The sequence below is a fragment of the Paenibacillus xylanexedens genome, from assembly GCF_007680605.1.
GTDB classification, from domain to species: Bacteria; Bacillota; Bacilli; order Paenibacillales; family Paenibacillaceae; genus Paenibacillus; species Paenibacillus xylanexedens_B.
This window is the reverse complement of the sequence record NZ_VEIO01000001.1, coordinates 104,350-120,879: the sequence shown is the minus strand read 5'-3', so window position 1 is coordinate 120,879 and position 16,530 is coordinate 104,350. Positions and strand designations below refer to the sequence as shown.

General features: G+C 36.6%; 15 protein-coding genes. 4 read left to right on the top strand and 11 right to left on the bottom strand.

The window, feature by feature from the left end; all coding sequences use genetic code 11:
* Positions 1 to 538 precede the first annotated feature (538 nt).
* A complete protein-coding gene (locus tag FS818_RS00615) occupies positions 539 to 1,534 on the bottom strand; it encodes a CPBP family intramembrane glutamic endopeptidase (protein WP_145328672.1) in 996 nt (331 codons plus the stop codon).
* 517 nt (positions 1,535 to 2,051) lie between these two features.
* Here FS818_RS00615 and FS818_RS00610 point away from each other — a divergent pair.
* Positions 2,052 to 2,288 carry a hypothetical protein gene (locus tag FS818_RS00610; RefSeq protein WP_260989757.1) on the top strand — a complete coding sequence of 79 codons (237 nt, stop codon included), beginning with the start codon at positions 2,052 to 2,054 and terminating at the stop codon, positions 2,286 to 2,288.
* 135 nt (positions 2,289 to 2,423) lie between these two features.
* Here the strand turns inward: FS818_RS00610 and FS818_RS00605 are convergent, their stop codons facing one another.
* Entirely contained in the window at positions 2,424 to 2,699 is a 276-nt protein-coding gene (locus FS818_RS00605; protein WP_145328670.1) for a hypothetical protein, read from the bottom strand.
* Positions 2,700 to 2,732: 33 nt separating this feature from the next.
* Positions 2,733 to 4,181 (bottom strand): lipase family protein, encoded by a 1,449-nt coding sequence (locus tag FS818_RS00600; RefSeq protein WP_145328668.1) that lies wholly within the window; start codon positions 4,179 to 4,181, stop codon positions 2,733 to 2,735.
* A 146-nt stretch (positions 4,182 to 4,327) separates the two neighbouring features.
* On the opposite strand from FS818_RS00600, the gene FS818_RS00595 reads away from it, so the two are divergent.
* Both FS818_RS00595 and FS818_RS00590 read left to right on the top strand, forming a co-directional pair.
* Entirely contained in the window at positions 4,328 to 4,597 is a 270-nt protein-coding gene (locus FS818_RS00595) for a hypothetical protein (protein ID WP_260989756.1), read from the top strand.
* A gap of 300 nt (positions 4,598 to 4,897) precedes the next feature.
* Positions 4,898 to 5,239: a hypothetical protein gene (locus tag FS818_RS00590; RefSeq protein ID WP_260989755.1), complete on the top strand. Its 342-nt coding sequence runs from the start codon at positions 4,898 to 4,900 to the stop codon at positions 5,237 to 5,239.
* Positions 5,240 to 5,449: 210 nt separating this feature from the next.
* Here FS818_RS00590 and FS818_RS00585 read toward each other — a convergent pair whose 3' ends face one another.
* From FS818_RS00585 to FS818_RS00555, 7 genes are all read right to left on the bottom strand, one after another.
* Entirely contained in the window at positions 5,450 to 5,755 is a 306-nt protein-coding gene (locus FS818_RS00585) for a hypothetical protein (protein ID WP_145328664.1), read from the bottom strand.
* A gap of 33 nt (positions 5,756 to 5,788) precedes the next feature.
* Positions 5,789 to 5,977 (bottom strand): aspartyl-phosphate phosphatase Spo0E family protein, encoded by a 189-nt coding sequence (locus FS818_RS00580; protein ID WP_145328663.1) that lies wholly within the window; start codon positions 5,975 to 5,977, stop codon positions 5,789 to 5,791.
* 1,560 nt (positions 5,978 to 7,537) lie between these two features.
* Positions 7,538 to 10,081 carry a DEAD/DEAH box helicase gene (locus FS818_RS00575; RefSeq protein ID WP_260989754.1) on the bottom strand — a complete coding sequence of 848 codons (2,544 nt, stop codon included), beginning with the start codon at positions 10,079 to 10,081 and terminating at the stop codon, positions 7,538 to 7,540.
* A 127-nt stretch (positions 10,082 to 10,208) separates the two neighbouring features.
* Entirely contained in the window at positions 10,209 to 11,696 is a 1,488-nt protein-coding gene (locus tag FS818_RS00570; protein ID WP_260989856.1) for a HamA C-terminal domain-containing protein, read from the bottom strand.
* 60 nt (positions 11,697 to 11,756) lie between these two features.
* A complete protein-coding gene (locus FS818_RS00565) occupies positions 11,757 to 13,025 on the bottom strand; it encodes a ComEC/Rec2 family competence protein (protein ID WP_145328657.1) in 1,269 nt (422 codons plus the stop codon).
* A 566-nt stretch (positions 13,026 to 13,591) separates the two neighbouring features.
* The gene (locus FS818_RS00560) at positions 13,592 to 14,005 is read right to left on the bottom strand and encodes a hypothetical protein (RefSeq protein WP_145328655.1); all 414 of its coding nucleotides are present in this window, start codon (positions 14,003 to 14,005) and stop codon (positions 13,592 to 13,594) included.
* 37 nt (positions 14,006 to 14,042) lie between these two features.
* Complete coding sequence (locus FS818_RS00555; RefSeq protein WP_145328653.1) at positions 14,043 to 14,285, bottom strand: hypothetical protein; 243 nt, start codon at positions 14,283 to 14,285, stop codon at positions 14,043 to 14,045.
* A 389-nt stretch (positions 14,286 to 14,674) separates the two neighbouring features.
* On the opposite strand from FS818_RS00555, the gene FS818_RS00550 reads away from it, so the two are divergent.
* Positions 14,675 to 15,115 carry a hypothetical protein gene (locus FS818_RS00550; RefSeq protein ID WP_145328651.1) on the top strand — a complete coding sequence of 147 codons (441 nt, stop codon included), beginning with the start codon at positions 14,675 to 14,677 and terminating at the stop codon, positions 15,113 to 15,115.
* A 567-nt stretch (positions 15,116 to 15,682) separates the two neighbouring features.
* On the opposite strand, the gene FS818_RS00545 is transcribed toward FS818_RS00550, so the two are convergent.
* Positions 15,683 to 16,519 (bottom strand): carbohydrate ABC transporter permease, encoded by an 837-nt coding sequence (locus FS818_RS00545; protein WP_145328649.1) that lies wholly within the window; start codon positions 16,517 to 16,519, stop codon positions 15,683 to 15,685.
* Between the last annotated feature and the right edge of the window lie 11 nt (positions 16,520 to 16,530).

The following is a 16,530-nucleotide window of genomic DNA, read 5'->3' as shown; positions in this document are numbered from 1 at the left end:
GTATGAACGAGTCTCAACAGTTCTATCTTTATAATCAATAGAACTTTCGAGCTTGTAGTAAATTCACCTTCGTCCTAGAAATTTAGCAAGCATATGTATTGTAAAAGAGAGCATGGAAATATCTCTGATTACAATCTAAATCTGCACTGTCACTTAACGAAAATAAGCATCTTTATCACCATAACTAAATGTTGATCACTCTAATTATATAAACGTAACATATATGGAAAATGTTTACTTAAAATTGTGTCTATTTTGTGTCTATAATCATTATTATTTTTGTCTTAACCTGAAACCTTCAATAAAATCATCTACGGCAAAATGCCAATCGATGCATTCGATCAATTCGTAGCCAACTGGAAATCCAACGGCGGCGACCAAATCACCCAAGAGGTGAATGATTGGTTCAAGTTGGTGAGTGAGAAGTAAGAATTTGTTTTTTGGAAAATAGTATGAGACAAAATAATTGAATCAAAAAACAAGCCAAAGCGTTTAGTTCTAACGCCTCGGCTTGTTTTTTGATTAATCGGGAGAAGGATCATACTAAAGATGCCCAAATGACATGAAGGAAAAAATCTGCTGACATATGAGAAAGAATCGCGTATTCCAGACCCTTTTTCCAGTATAAATAACCAAACAGAATTCCTAACACTCCATTGTTTATAATTGCTCTAATAATTATTATTGGAGTCAATTCTCCAAACAAACTCGCAGTCGCTGGCAGATGTGCTAACCCAAATAATACAGTAGACATAATGATGGCGATCCAGTATATAGCCGCAGGAATGCTTGCTTGAGTTTTAGTTATCTTCACCATTCCCCATACCAGTACCGTCATTAAACATAAACGCAGAAAAACTTCTTCGACAATTCCACCATAAAAAATAGTCAGTAAACCTTTCCACCATGCCAATGTTGGAGTTGCCGTTAATTGTGGCATATGTGGTTGAAATATGTACGTTTCGAGCATAACAATAACAAAAGTTCCGATGAAGCTACCCAATATCGCAATAATAATCCACTGTTTTGAAACTTCCGATAACCTGCCTGAGTACAATAATCTTCTTAAAATGGGAACACCAAGTTGAACTTTTTCGGCTAAAATGAGTCCGATCGTACTAGCAATAAAAGACATAAATGCGACATTCAAAATCGTAATAATAACGATCCCATACAGAGGAAGGTTGAATTGTTCAGTCAATTGAGTTCCTACGGTTCCTATCAAATAAGGTAGAATAGTAGCTCCCCCAATTACGCCAAGGATGGTGAAAGTTACAACTAACCGACCATTTTTGTTCGTAGTCGGAGACGCGATTGAATTTTCACGAAAAAGAAAGACAATAAATACCCCAAGACATATTAACCCCAGACTAGCATTGAGCAGCACTTCCCACAACGAGGAATGAAAAGATTTGGACACCGCACCTGACCCAAAAGCCAAAAACAAAACAAACCAAAACCACGTTTTATATCGTTGATAGAAGAAAGAAAGTATTTTAATCACTCCTCTTTTGAAAAAATCTCGCATTTCCATTACCGTTAACTATGCCTTACGTAACATTCTGTTTGTCTTATGTATTCTTATAGATGAACTAGTCTCTCTAAACAAACTGCTTCAATATCTCCAAAGGAATTGTCTACTCCCCCTTCACCCCGCAGATCTATACTCCACCAGAAATGTATTTGAATCTGATGTTTATTCGGAGCTCCTCGGACCCCTGTTCTTACTTTTTTTCAAAGCATTATTACAATGAGCAACAAAAATTTGGCTAGAAGTTGTATATTCCAACTTTATATTAATCATATCAATTTTGCCCATATTTGTTCAATCACTTCTCTTAAGCTCATATACACTTTTATTTTTTCGGTTTTCTCTCCTCCAACATCTATCGATTAATTGTAAAGTTTTTGCCTAGATGGTTACATGCTATTAAATTGATTCATACTCTTGATGATTTTCTCCTGATTGAAAACTTTGAGAAACCAGAAACACCATTCGGAAACAAATCGCCGAACTCCGTAAACCAGAAAACTGATACGTAGTTAGAGTCGTGATATCCCAGATCGACATCCGCAAACAAAACGTTTTCACAGACGCAGCCACACCAACCATGGTATCCAAGTGGAACCTGCTCCGTCAGTCCGAACTTGAAACCTTCAACAAAATCATCTACGGCAAACTGCCTATCGATGCATTCGACCAATTCGTAGCCAATTGGAAATCCAACGGCGGCGACCAAATCACCCAAGAGGTGAATGATTGGTTCAAGTCTGTGAGTGGTAAGTAAGAATTTGTTTTTTGGAAAAGTAGAGCATTAAAACCCGAGACGAAGCAAGTTATTCACGCTTCGTCTCGGGTTTTTAAGTGTAGAGCGGGGTCGCTCCCCCATGACATATGGGTTCGCTATACTATAAGCACAGATTTATCGTTGATATCCATAGTCGGCCTCTTCCATTTTCCTGATATACTGTTTTAATCTTTCTTGGTGTGCTTCTAGCTCTGCTAATCTGGATGTACTCCCTTCAAGGAACCTCGACATTTTTTCAGACAACTTTATTGCGGATTCTCCCTTCCATTCTTCCAACTTTCTATATATATTTTGCATCTGCTGTTCTTGCTGAATCAAGTTCTGCTGCAACTGTTCACACTGTTGAACTGCTCTTCTCAAGTCTGACAAAGAAACAGCTATTCTTCCCATATGTACACCTCCTACACGTTCGTTAAAGATACACTATGATTGATCTGCGAGAACAAAATCTTGTCTTTTCTGCTCAATATAATCTGCGATGTCTGTAATAGATTCTTGATACCACCGATTAATTCGCTCCAACATTGCTGTAGCATCATGGGCAATTGAATTAAAGGACCGACTCTCACTGGTTGATATATAAGCTTGGAACATCTGAATTGAAGAATTGGTATCACTAGCAAAATCATGTAGGCTATTCCGCATCTGTCTGGAAGCATGTGCAAGCTCCTCAGGTGTTAGCTGTATGGTGCTCCCGTGTCGATCACCCACATAATACGCAGAGTTCTGTCTAGCCATATCTACTGAGTGGGTTCCAAGTACCGCTGTAACAAGTTTACTTAAACTTTCCCTAACAGCAGGACCATATTCCTCATAAAGTTTGTTCATTTCAGCATTCAATTTTTCTCTTGTCTTCATCATCTCTGAATAGTTTTCCACTCTAGGCTGGCCATCAACCCGTCGACCATCTAGCGTATATAATGGATTACTGATGTTTCCATCTTCATCGAATGAAAAATGATCCATACTATGCGCTTTCTGACCAACGAGCATGGAATCCAAAAACTTGGACAGTGCACTCTGTTCTCCAGATATAGACGGAACACGAATAAATTCAGTCGACCACTTGTTACCGAACAACGCTTGTTCCCACCAAGTCTCTCGTCGCATTGGTAAGAAAATAGGGATTGTCTCGTATCGATTAGCTTCTTCAAAGGTCGAATTAATGTAATAGGTAGAGCCAACATGCTGATCCGCATTCTTCACTCCAGATCCAACAGTATCCCCTGGATGGACATAGGCCACATTCGTTTTCAGATAATCCCCGTTTTGAACCTTCTCTTGTAAGTCATCGGGAAGTAAATGTACAATACTTGGCGGATTGTAACTTGTTGAAGATACTCCGTTACGAATAGCAACATATTCCGCCTGAGCACCTCCCAACGAGTGCCCAGTTGTTGATATATCAGCAGTTGGGTACTCCTCCTTCACTTTCTCAAACAGGTTCATTGCCTGAACAAACTGATTATTCTGGTACCTTGCTTCTTCTTGAATAAAAGGTAGTTGCTGATGCAAAGGTAACGACGAAATCTCTTCCTTATGCCGCTCCATATAATTGTGAGTCTTCTCCAGATTTTTAGCACGATTCCCCACAACATCACTTAAATCGGTCTCCCAGTCTGTTAGTACGCTCCATATTGGACGATCAGGTGGTTCAGTCCCTCTGTAGCCTATAATAACTTGATTGTGCTCTTCGTTATAGAATACGGTAGCATCAAAACCAGAGCCGTTTGTATCATGCAACATTGCTCCCTCAGGTTCAACTATTGTCCATCCTGGAAGATTCTCGTTTTTATATCCGTTAGAGGGTAAATCTCGTTTGTATACCTCATCAGCAATGGTCCAATACGTCTTATCATTGATATAAGTCATGTTCTCCCACCTTGTCTAATCCAATCATATGTATTAAAGTATTTTTAGAGTTTATTTCCATAAAAGGAGATTTAACATCTATGAAAAACAAATTGCTGCTACTAACCTTCATTATTTTTTTATTTATACTAGGAGGATGTTCAAGTATGTCTGCCTCAGATAAACAAATGATTGTAGAAAAGGCTACACCCATAAGCATTCAGTACATAAAGAAATACTACAATGCAGACTTTGTTGTAACGAGTCACGATGTGGATGACCCTTCCATCCATTCACGTCTATACCTGTACGGTCACATAACTGGACATGAGGATGAACGTATTACCGTTTCTTACAACTACGATACACAGGAGGTTGTCAGTGTAGAAGGACCGGGCTGGTTTATAGATCGTCGAAATCCGAAAAAGGATTCCTGAAAAAGTCTACCTAAACAAAAACGTAATGTATATATTTAATCAGAAATGATCTGGAGCAAATATCTAGATCATTTTTACGTTGTTAGACGTATACTTTTGGGACGATACCCATATATGCTATATTCATACATTATAAATCAAATTCCTCATTAAAGGATATACTTCCCATATAAATAAATAGAACGTCGGATAATTTTGATCCCAAAAAATCACTTAACCATTCCAAAGGACTAGATTGCTGAAGATCTTCTCCAACGAATTCCCGTTCCTAACCGCCCGGCGCGTATTCCAGATCTGTACATGAAAACACTCGTGAAGCTCGCCAACGGCGAGAAAGCTGAAACACCGTACGAGAAACAAATCGCCGAATTCCGTAAACCGGAAAACTGGTATGCTGGTAAAGTCGTGATGTCCCAGATCGACATCCGCAAACAAAACTATTTCACGGGCGCAGCCACACCAACCATGGTATCCAAGTGGAACCTGCTCCGTCAGTCCGAACTCGAAACCTTCAACAAAATCATCTACGGCAAACTGCCCATCGATGCATTCGACCAATTCGTAGCCAACTGGAAATCCAACGGCGGCGACCAGACCACCCCAGAGGTGAATGATTGGTTCAAGTCTGTGAGTGGGAAATAAGATTTTGTTTTGGGAAAAGTAAAGCATTAAAACCCGAGCCGAAGCGAGTTATTCACGCTACGGCTCGGGTTTTTGAGTGTAAAGCGGGGGCGCTCCCCCTGGACTATGGGTTCGCGTCAGTGGATCAAGCCCGTACATGCTTACCAAGCTAAGCTATGTAAGCATGCACGGGCTTTTCACATTGCTAAGTTTCGTAAATCAACTAGCGTGTTAGTCAGATTCATGCCCTCTCTCCGCCAACATCGACTGACCTAACAAGGAAGCCGTTAGCTGAATACCATCTCGCAGCCCTTGAATGTACAACCGTTCATTTTCTATGCCTTTGCTGACAATGTAACGATTCTCCCATTCAGCATATTCAGCTGTTAGCTCAACATCCTTGCCAGCAAACAAAGCTTCAAACGCTTCGTCGGTTTCCCCACGTACACGGCTCAGTTCAGGATCATGCTCGATCTGTGAAGACATCTCATCCAACCTTGCCTGAATCGCTCGTTGCATCCACGGCGGAAAATCCATAGCTTCTCCTCCCCTACGCATTATGTACTTCGCTCATTGCCGTACCACTCGACTAAGTTTCGCCTTCGTTTCATTAACTCGTGCCACCAGTTCATCCACCCTCCGGCTCTGCTCCTGAACCGCAGGATTGTCCCACAACGGAATAGCTTGCTTCAAGGATGCCTCTCCAAGCTGATTAAGCTTGCGCCGTTCCTCTTCCAATAAGTCAAGCAACCGGCTCATACATGCACCTCTCTGATGGGTCTAACTGCATCATGTCTTGTTAAATGCGAGGCTACGCCTAGATAGCACAAATATACTTTCTCTGCCTCATCCAATTATAAATAGATTTATTATTATTTTAATGCGAATATCGAACTATAATAAAATGATACAGAAAAAATCTTCGGTGTTAGAATACCATGCTTTTTCATCTGCTTATCCACAATTACAATCGTGAAACGAGGCGGAGGGCTGGCCTTTCTAAATAATTGACTTCAACATGATGACAGTGGGAAAAATACGGTTTCCCTGGCTTCTTACCAAAGAGAACAATTCTGCAGTGAAGTTACATGTTGCCTTGTAGGAACGAAACATGAAGCCACTTCAAATAACAGAAACGTTTGACTCTAAGCATGTCTTCTTTATAACGATTCAAATGTTCCGACTTACCATAAGCATAATCCATGACCATAATAAAACCAGTATTTTTTAACTATTCACGATCTGTCCAAGGACAATCCTTTGTCATTTTACTTCGTGACAGTGTTCATCTGGAAAAAACAAGAGCCTAGCAACATCAAGTTTTCAACGGTTCTTCTGTGTTCAAGATATCACCTGTCAACTCGGTACATATCAATGGTGCTTGAAGATGCGTCACCGTCGCATGGTCTTCTTTTGTGATTTTTAAGGTAGATAAATTTTTGTTGTTACCGATTCAGGAATAACGGCGGAGCAGGTCGTCCTCATTTACAAAACCCTTTGGCAAATAGACGTTTTCTTCCACTGAATCTAGTAACACTTAATATCCCGACATTGTTTGGCACAACAGAAATGCCGTCTATGGAAAACTTTTCTCTGTATTGCTTGTTTTTGCGTTGCTCTAATGGTTATTTCATGGCGCTAAGTATACGTCGCCCCATCTTGCGGAGCTTTCTTTTTCTGCGATTTAATGCATATTGCTTCTCAAAGGATTACCGGTCAAATGGGGTTTTATGCATATATTGCATAGTTAATTATGTATTCGGACACTCCAGTTTATATTCTAGCTAATCACCAGGACTGCCCTTAAACTTTTATAGATCAGAGCTTTCTATTTAATAATTATTTCTATTAAATTCTAGAGGATACTAACAGTAATGCATCCAAGATTCGTGAAATTGACTAACGAGTGATGGCGCGGCACTATTGGACGAAGCTTTTTGAGGGAGCACCTCTTTTCCAAAAATCAACTCATCTACAACTGAGTCAGAGAAGAGTGAGAAAAGGGGCTTTTTAATCTTGCGAAGGGTTTGTTCGGGAGATTCAGAATCCCAATCGCTCATTATGCGCGCATCGAATGGAACTTACCAGAAGAGTGCGCAGTCGATTTTATTTACTTTAGAATCATAAGTGCTTAGAAGTATTAAAAAAGTTGCTAAAGTAGCCGTTTGAATTATGACATTCCTCCTCTTCCATACACAACCAGCAGTACATAACTCACGCGTCGAGTTATGTACTATCGGTTCCTTACTCATTGTAGAATAAAATGCGCCTTCAAGCCAGTCAACATAAATTAACCGCCAGGTTAAGAGTAAAATGCACTTATATACTGTTTTGAACAGTTGTTATTTGCTTCTTCATGTAGACACTAGTGTTTAACGATTCAACATCAAGTATTTTTAACCAATCCATGCAAATTTCAGCCGTATATACTTCTCTATAACCTAAGTTACTGGATAGTAGTAATGCCGCTTCTCTAGGAAGGCCTATTGCCATAAATTCAAGAGCTGGAACTGTACAGGCTCCGTACTCTAGATAGGCTGCTAAATTAACAAGCTTTTCAGCATCATCATTCTTATTAACAAAAATTAAATAAGCTTTTAATACTTCCGTATATACCTGCATATACTTTACTATTTTATATCTAATTGTATTGTTAAGAAACTCAACCTGCGATTTAACAAGACTTGTTAAACTCCTTTCTTTTTTAGTCAAGCTTTTTTTATCATAAAAAATTATTGAAGAAAGTGAATTCCCCAACATCCACCTATAAGCATTAATTGATATTTTCGTTACAAATGCTTCGTTCCAGTTGCTGTTTTCGAAAAAATCACCAAATAATCCTATGATTTTTTTAAAACGTTTATAGCTATCTCCATATGAAAATACAGGATACATTGGCATCAGTTCCTCAAGATTATCACTATTTGAGAAGAATACCCATAACTCATTTATTTTTTGTGGTAATATACCTGGTATTCTTTGCAACAATTCTTTAGGGGGACGGAAATCTTCTATTAAAGATTCTGCAATAAGATCTATCTCTATTAGTGTAGCGACATTTGATTCATTTTCATAAATTGATCCTTGTAACTTTTTACCCCGAATTCTTTCATTAAGAATTACAGATACTAGTTGTTCATTATAATCATCAGATTTTGGATTAGAAGTATTGTTTAAAAGAAATTCTTTAAACTCCAAACTCTCTGTCTTTAATCTTTTTTCTGTTGAAGGAATTATATATTGTTCTCTAGACCCTTTAAAGGGATTTTCTTTCCATTTTTCTAATTCCAAACAAATTATGTTGCCTGAAAAGTCGTTCCCCATGCGACCCGCTCTACCAGCTAAATTCCAAAAGTTTAATTTATCCATCGGTTCGTTACTGCCTTTTTCTGGCTTATGCACAAAGATGTTTTTGGCTGGCATATTCATCCCTTCCAACAAAGTAGAAGTACAACTTACTATTTTTAAGTCACCCGATTTAAATAAATCTTCTATTCCTGATCTAATTATTGGTGGCAAGGAACCGAAGTGAAACGCAAGTCCTCGACGAATAAAGTTAGCCAATTCATAATTGTTTGAAATGTACTCTTCAATAAAATCCGCGAATTCATCAAGCTTTTCGTTGTATAACCTCTGGAAACCTCCATTAAATGCTATAGCTCTTATTACATCAGTAGATCTCATTGGCTCACTTGCATATATAATTGATGTTTGATTATTCCATAAAGCCAAAGCAACATCCGCAAGAAGCTTATAGTCGGCTGTCCCATCTTGAGCAAAGTCTAGTGATCCAATTTCAAGTTCTTCTTCATCAAATACTGTTTTAATCACTAGCTTATCCGCTTTTACATCAACTTTTATCAAATTCTGTCTAACTAAAGGGAATTTTTCCTTTTCTTCAATTCCATTTGCTATTTCAAACGTTTCTAGTAGTTTTTCAGGGTTTTCTACTAATGGACTAGAAAACACTATTTTTGCTTGAGGCCATAGTGTTTGAGCAAATTTAATGGAGTTTTCCAGTAATACGCCTCTACCACCACTTTGAATATTTTGTGCTTCATCTATAATAATTATTTTAGTTTTCAAATTATGTGAAGAATCTATATCTGCACATAAATGGTAAAGCCTTTCCTGAGTCAATACTAGGATATTAGACCGCTCATTATTTTTAATAAGGACTTCGGTCTCCGATGAACAACTAACGTTAACACCTTTTAAATCAAATTCTTTTATATGTAGCAAAATATCGTTCATTACTTGTCTAATTAATGCCCGTGTAGGCACTATATATATTGCTGTTGATCCAGGCTCTTCAATAACCCGATCCAACAAAATTTTCAAAAAAACAAAAGACTTACCTGCAGATGTTGGAGCAGACACACTTACCCCAAAATTATCATTCGCTAGGTCTGTCACCTTTTTTTGGAAATTCGTTAGTAAGTATTCCTTTCCGAGAAAGTTTCTTGTATTTATGCTTTCACGCACAAATTCCTCCAGCGTTGCTAAGCCTCCTAAATAGGCTTTATAATCAACAATTTCTTTCTTTTTTTGCAACAATGATATTGCCGGATAATTTCCTAGCTTTCTTAAAATTAGAAATGAACTTAGTTCAACTCCCTTAGAAGTATGAATTAGTGGGAGAGTGGTCACGATCTGTAAAGCGATTTTCATGTCTTCTACATCTGAAGATGAAGCTAGTATATTAGCCACTTCAATTAATATTTTCGTTTCGTCTAAAGTTAATTTTTGAAAATCACTATTTGTATTCTTAAAAAACTCGCTATAAATTTCAATTACTTTAATCTTTTTAAGGAGTTCATCAACCCTCTCTTTAGTTTGAACTCTTGCAACTAAAGGATTCACTTTAATACCCCCTTCATTTTCATTTTAAAGGTCCAACTATTTACTATATTACACCTCTTCAAGCCAAAAAGGAACACCAGTTCTCATTGATGTATTTATTTATTCTTTTAAAAAATGTGCATAATTATTACTCAAATTCTTTTAATACCATTTCTTCAAACTCTGATACGTTATTGAACGGAAGGATAAACCATTTTATTGTCATTTGATTTATATTTCCTACCGAAAGCAATTTATCATAGATAGAACTGCTGTTATGTTCAGATTCAATACTGTAGACTTGTTTGAATATTTCTTCGATGTTATTTGAGTAATTTGCAGATTCAACCCTTTTCAATTGCATTGAATCATACCCTGTAAAAACAGCTATTTCCAGTATAATATCATCCCAGTCTCTAGTTTTATGATTTATAAACTTGTCTATTAAGAACTTGAAATGACCTTGAGAAAGGTCGTTATACATGTTTTCATCTGAAATATATATATCTTTCTGAATATCAGCACATTCAGATAATATTTCCATTAAATTCATTACACTTTTGTTAAAGTCACTACTTAATTTCCCTTCTCCCAAATAAAACAGTAATTTACTTTCTTTCATTCCTAAATGTACTTCGCTAAAATTCATATCAGTGTTTGCCATACCAAATCGTTTAAAAAACTTTGGAACTCCTACAACACCTTCCAGTAGCATCCAAAGTAGAATAGAACCCAACTTTCCTTGCCTATGTATTTCATGAATTGCAATTTTAGTTTTTCTATAAATTTCATTCACTTTCATAGGCTTTGTTGATAACTCTTTCAATTCTGAAAGGTTACATACATATTGATTCAAAGAATTTGCTAAGTATTCAGCTAAATCCTTTATTTTACTTTTACCTGTTTTGTCATACTTCAAATAATACGGATCAATAACCACTCTCAAACCATTATCCGCTGCTACAGAATCTATTTTTTGAAAAAATTCATTACAGCTTTGCATCTGAATTTCAAGTCGTCCAGTAACTAGTGTATTGTTACTAGTAAATGAACCACTAATTCCTCTTTGATTTTTTATAAGAAATGCTTCACATTTCTTGAAACTAACTGCTTTTAGTTGAGATTTAATTACACTATTTTCCTCACGGACAATAATACCTTGAATCTTTCCATCAATAATTAATGGAGAACCTGAGAGCCCTCCTAAAGTATAAGGCCAGTCTTCCTTTATTAAATTGCTAGACAAATGAACATCATATACAGTTTTTTTCTCAAAATCATCAATATAGTGAACACTACCCTTGATATAACAATGCTTTGTTCCTTCTTCGATTTCATTCCAATTTTCGGGGTAGCCTACAGTTTCCCAGTTTTGATCTTGAATGACCTTATCGCTACATAGCTGAACCCATTCTTTCACATGACTCACTGGCTCAGAAAGACGTAGCAACGCAATATCTAATTCTTCATCATAATCGACAATCTCAGCTCTACAGCTTGATTCTTTCTTACTGTTATCAACAAAACACAATAAGATATCTGCATTTTTATCAATATTATTGTTCACACAATGCTTTGCAGTTACAGCAAAGCTTTCATCAATGAAAAATGCAGTACCTTGGATTCCACCACACATTAAAATGGATGTTATCTCGTAAATTTTCTTAATGTTAGTTATGATAACTCCCTCCAAAGGTTAGATATTTATAGTGGTAATATAATTGTCTTTTCCAACAGATGCATCATTCATGTGTATAATTTCATAATTATATTTTTCTATTAAATCGTTATTATTAATAATCTGAAAAATATGAACTGGTTTGTAATTAAAAATTAAAGTCTTTTTCCTATCAGTTTTAACTGTTATTATTTTTAGGACAGTTTCAATATCAGGATGAACAAAACCTTTTCCTCTTCCATTTGTCGAGAATATATACTTGTCTGTATCAATTATCTCCAATAATTCATTACTTGTATTATGTTTACTACCATGATGAGAAATTTTTACGGCATCAAAATGTATTTTTTCAATTTTTTCTTTCAACATAATTTTTTTAAGATTTTCAACTATGATATCGGGATGTGAGTCTGCTAAAAAAAGAACCTTTTTGTTTTGAAACTCTAAAATAAACGCAATCGAGCTACCATTTACAGGTGAACAATCTTCGATAATGGGAGCATTAGCTATCTTCTCAACCTCCTGATGAGAAGAGACTTTGTAAAGTTTTTTATTCCGTTTATCTTTTCCATTATAATTTACTGAGTATACTTCAAAAGCATCATCCATTAACTCACTACTTAATATTGGTCCTTTGTATCCTTCAGAAACGAGCTTTTCTTTCCATAAAGCGTCCAAAGCACTAAGTTTATTTATATCTGGAGATAAAATAGTAATACTTACTTCATCCGTCAGTTGAATTCTTTTTAAGGTTTCATCGTCCTGTTTTTCAACTAATACAGCATTTTTATTAAAATGTGAATTCCACACTTCTAAATATTTATAGTGATACAATAATGAAGCTAATGTCGAGCCTTGTATTGCCCCTATGCTACCTATGCTCCTTAAGCCTTGCTCTCGCGGCCTTTCTTTACCTTTCAAATTCTCCAGTATAAACGAGTTCTCATCTGTTAACACCTTATCAGAAGCATACTTTTTTTCAAACTGTAAATGTCTGTAGCTGTTAAACCAGATATTTTCAACCCTTACTATTTGGGGATGCTCATGATATTCATTTTCTGCAAAAAACTTTATTGCCCCTGAGATGTGATCATCATCAACATGAGTAAGAATCATCAAAGACAAGCTCTCACCATTGTTCTTGATTTCTAATAGTTTGGCTTTAATACTCTTTGAATACGTTGACATAAATCCCATATCGATAAGAAGGTAACATTTTTGCTCTCCGGTACACGTAACTAAAAAACTATCTCCGTACGATGCTGGAAACACTTCAATTCTTAGCATCTCGCTCCTTCTCTCCATTTCCTTGGTTCATCCTCAAACAATCAATTGTAACCTCTACATATTCTTCCCAATTCGACACTAATCCTACTTATTCCTTCAAAAGTCCTAAATTTCGTAAAACATTGTGGGATAAAAATTATATTTCAGACTTTACTGATATCATGACCACAACTGAATTGAGGTTTGAAAATCGCCCTGCAGGACGCATAACCCCTTTTTGATCGCTTCAAAACTATAGATCTGACTTATAGGGTCTTCAAAATCATAGAGTACGTGTATATTGTCGTATAAAACATTATGCAAAATAATAATAAAAAACCCTTGCTTCGCAAAGGTTTTAGGCAATTCTGATATCGGTCTTCTGCAGATTACACCAATGCTTGACCTAACTATTTTAGACTATTTAAAGACTTTTCAAATTCATTACGAGTATCTACAGCTTCCTGTAGGTCACAACCATTGAGTGGTGTAGCAAATAGCTCTACTCCCTTGCTTCTTTTAAATGCATCAGCTTGCTTATTACTGTCAACGATATGTAAAAAAATCACAACCCTTTCATCACTTGATCAAAGCTGCATCTCCTGATCCTGGTACACTTTCTTCGTTATCATGTTTGTATATTTTAATCTCGTGATTTCAATTAGTTCATCTGGCTGCATCATATTCAGGATATGACTATCTTTTATTAATATTTTACGATGACCTCTCCCCAGCCCTTTGACTATAATGATATATTTATCCTTCTTCACATCTACGATTTGTCCAATGGTTACGAATTGCTCTTGGTTTCTGAGATCAAGGTAGGTTAGCAGTCCAAGTATACAAAATATAATAAAACAAGAAATGTATAATCCAGTTGTCCATGCGGGTGGATCATTCACGAAGTAGTTTTTGACAATTAATTGCACGCCAATGATAAAAATAAATAATATGATGAGACCAAATTGCATTTTCAATTTCTTTTCAGCTCTTTCGCTCATAGGCTCTCCCCTTCTAAATCTTTTGCTCCATATCGGTTCAATATCCCGCCCTCATTAATGGATCTTTACGGAGATGGATCACAAAGTCTGGATTAGAAGTATGATATACAACGTTACCAGGCTCTACTCGAAAAAACTCTTTATTCGCATCTTGTTCGGATACGGTACGAATTGGTGCAACTTCATCTACGATTTTTTTGTTATCTTCCTCATGATATTGAAGGATGGAAACCAGGACAAATTGGTCAGGGAAAAGTTCTCTCACTTTATGCCATTTCATACGCTAAACCTTCTGTTATTTGTATTTTTATAAACTTTCTATCATTGTAACATATACATTCGAGACAAAGATGTAGGCGATACATCCTCACTTAATTTATACACCAAATTCGCTTAGAAGGTGGTCGGACTTTTTTTAAAACAACTCATGGTCAAAAGATAATCATTTGCCTTAAATGATATGATGTAATTATATTAGGAAATGATTGGATATAAAACGTTTTAAAGTATATTATTTAAAGGAGTATCCGTATGGAAGAATTATTCACTTCTTTTTTCTTCTCTTCTGATTGTTAGTATTTTAAGTGTTTCAAGTAACAGGGGTTACTGATCTATGCATAATCGGAGCATATAATGCTTGGCTTCAACTACTTATTCAAAGGAGATATGATGTATAGAAGACTAATCATTATTGCTTGTCTGATAGAAGTGGCTTTTTTAATTTTTTTACAATATCGATACAATAATATTTTAGATCTTTTTCCTTTCATTGGAGTGTTAGTTTTTTTCATGGTGCTGAGTTATTTCTTAAAAGTTCAACTAAGTAAAAAACGTAAAGAAATAGTGTTTTTTTTACAAACACTCTTTTTAATATTTATTCCAATTTATACGATAACCACACTTCCTCAATACACGTATGAAAGTGCGGTAGATAAGGTCACTCAAAACCTAGAAGAACCTTATGTGGTTAATAAACAGAAGAATACGTTAATTGAAGATGAATCTAATGAAATTAAAAAAGGTTATATGTTCTCAGTGGAAAAAAATTCAGAAGTAAATTCATACGTTTTTGATCCGTGGACTGGTAATTATCATGAATTACAAGATTGAGATAAGCTTATCTACCGGTTAAATTGATGTAGATTCTGCTATCATGTTAAAATTGTTTTTTTACGCTTTAAGAATGAGCATGAAACTCACTTTTAAGAATCGGTTCGCCGATTCTTTTTTTCTTGCAGATTCTTAGCCTTCCTATCATGCATACCTGCAAATACAAGACCACGCAACATGAATATGATGTTAAGAGATATTCCTTCGAATAATTAGGAAACTTAATCTCTCAAATCCATATACATCCATTGGGCTTTCAATACTGAATATACGCAGTGTTACCTCCTATTTTTCTTAATGGATCAACTTTCTATCATTTTAACATATACCCCTTACTTCATATATCATTCTTGTACCATAACACCCGACCTAGTCCAATGTATCCTCACTCGAGTATGTAAAATGTACAAAGAAACCGTCTCCTTTGGTATATGGTCGCTTTCACTTCCATTTACTACGAAACGGTTTCTTTTGTTTTTTCCTCATGAAAAACTGCCTCTCAAGTCTGTGTCTGTCCTAACACGCCTTGGTTCCGCATCGCTGGAGCTTCAGCCATACCCATGATGTTCAACCTTTTATACCGCTAAATGTAATGCCGCTAATAAACGTCTTTTGAAGAAAAAAGAACAAAACAATAATAGGTAATGTCATCAAGGTGGATACGGCCATTAATAGACCCCATTCGGATCCCTTTTGACTCTGGAATTGCTGCAATCCGAGCGAAACCGTGTAAGATGGTTCATTGGTTAAATAGAGCAAGGGGCCCATGAAATCAGTCCAGCTTCCCATAAATTGAAACAATGCCACGGCTAATACGGCGGATTTGGCTAGTGGAAACATGATCTGTAAATATATGCGAAACTCACTGGCACCGTCTAAGCGGGCCGCTTCGCGCAGGGCATCAGGCAGTCCCATGAAAAACTGCCGCAATAGAAAAATGTAAATGGGCACTCCAAAAAATTGGGGTACAATCAGTGGAAGAGCGGTTCCTACCCAACCTAATTTAGTAAACAACAAGAATAGCGGAATCATCGTCACCTGTCCGGGAATCATCATCACAGCGAGGGTTACAAAGAAAAGTAAACCTCTCCCGCGGTACTCTAACTTGGCAAAACTATATGCAACCAAGGGACAGGATATAATCACACCAAGCGTACTCGCGATGGTTATAATCGCCGTGTTTTTCAGATACGTCCAAAAAGGGATATACTCCACGGCACGGGAATAATTACTCCACAGAATGGGACTCGGAATCCACTCGGGCGGGAATGTAAAGATTTGTGTGAGTGGTTTAAGAGAAGTCGAAAGTAGCCAAATGAACGGAGTAATGAAAAATGCAGAAGCAACAATGAGACATAAATAGGCTAACGCCCGATTGATTCTTTTGATCGCGGTAGGACTCATTCTTTACTTCC

What these genes read in the sequence shown, in the direction of transcription:
- FS818_RS00615 (WP_145328672.1), bottom strand. Translation starts at nt 1,534, where the DNA reads ATGGAAATGCGAGATTTTTTCAAAAGAGGAGTGATTAAAATACTTTCT.
- FS818_RS00555 (WP_145328653.1), bottom strand. Translation starts at nt 14,285, where the DNA reads ATGAAATGGCATAAAGTGAGAGAACTTTTCCCTGACCAATTTGTCCTG.
- FS818_RS00600 (WP_145328668.1), bottom strand. Translation starts at nt 4,181, where the DNA reads ATGACTTATATCAATGATAAGACGTATTGGACCATTGCTGATGAGGTA.
- FS818_RS00570 (WP_260989856.1), bottom strand. Translation starts at nt 11,696, where the DNA reads ATGTGTGGTGGAATCCAAGGTACTGCATTTTTCATTGATGAAAGCTTT.
- FS818_RS00605 (WP_145328670.1), bottom strand. Translation starts at nt 2,699, where the DNA reads ATGGGAAGAATAGCTGTTTCTTTGTCAGACTTGAGAAGAGCAGTTCAA.
- FS818_RS00580 (WP_145328663.1), bottom strand. Translation starts at nt 5,977, where the DNA reads ATGAGCCGGTTGCTTGACTTATTGGAAGAGGAACGGCGCAAGCTTAAT.
- FS818_RS00585 (WP_145328664.1), bottom strand. Translation starts at nt 5,755, where the DNA reads ATGGATTTTCCGCCGTGGATGCAACGAGCGATTCAGGCAAGGTTGGAT.
- FS818_RS00590 (WP_260989755.1), top strand. Translation starts at nt 4,898, where the DNA reads ATGAAAACACTCGTGAAGCTCGCCAACGGCGAGAAAGCTGAAACACCG.
- FS818_RS00545 (WP_145328649.1), bottom strand. Translation starts at nt 16,519, where the DNA reads ATGAGTCCTACCGCGATCAAAAGAATCAATCGGGCGTTAGCCTATTTA.
- FS818_RS00560 (WP_145328655.1), bottom strand. Translation starts at nt 14,005, where the DNA reads ATGAGCGAAAGAGCTGAAAAGAAATTGAAAATGCAATTTGGTCTCATC.
- FS818_RS00550 (WP_145328651.1), top strand. Translation starts at nt 14,675, where the DNA reads ATGTATAGAAGACTAATCATTATTGCTTGTCTGATAGAAGTGGCTTTT.
- FS818_RS00565 (WP_145328657.1), bottom strand. Translation starts at nt 13,025, where the DNA reads ATGCTAAGAATTGAAGTGTTTCCAGCATCGTACGGAGATAGTTTTTTA.
- FS818_RS00595 (WP_260989756.1), top strand. Translation starts at nt 4,328, where the DNA reads ATGTCTGCCTCAGATAAACAAATGATTGTAGAAAAGGCTACACCCATA.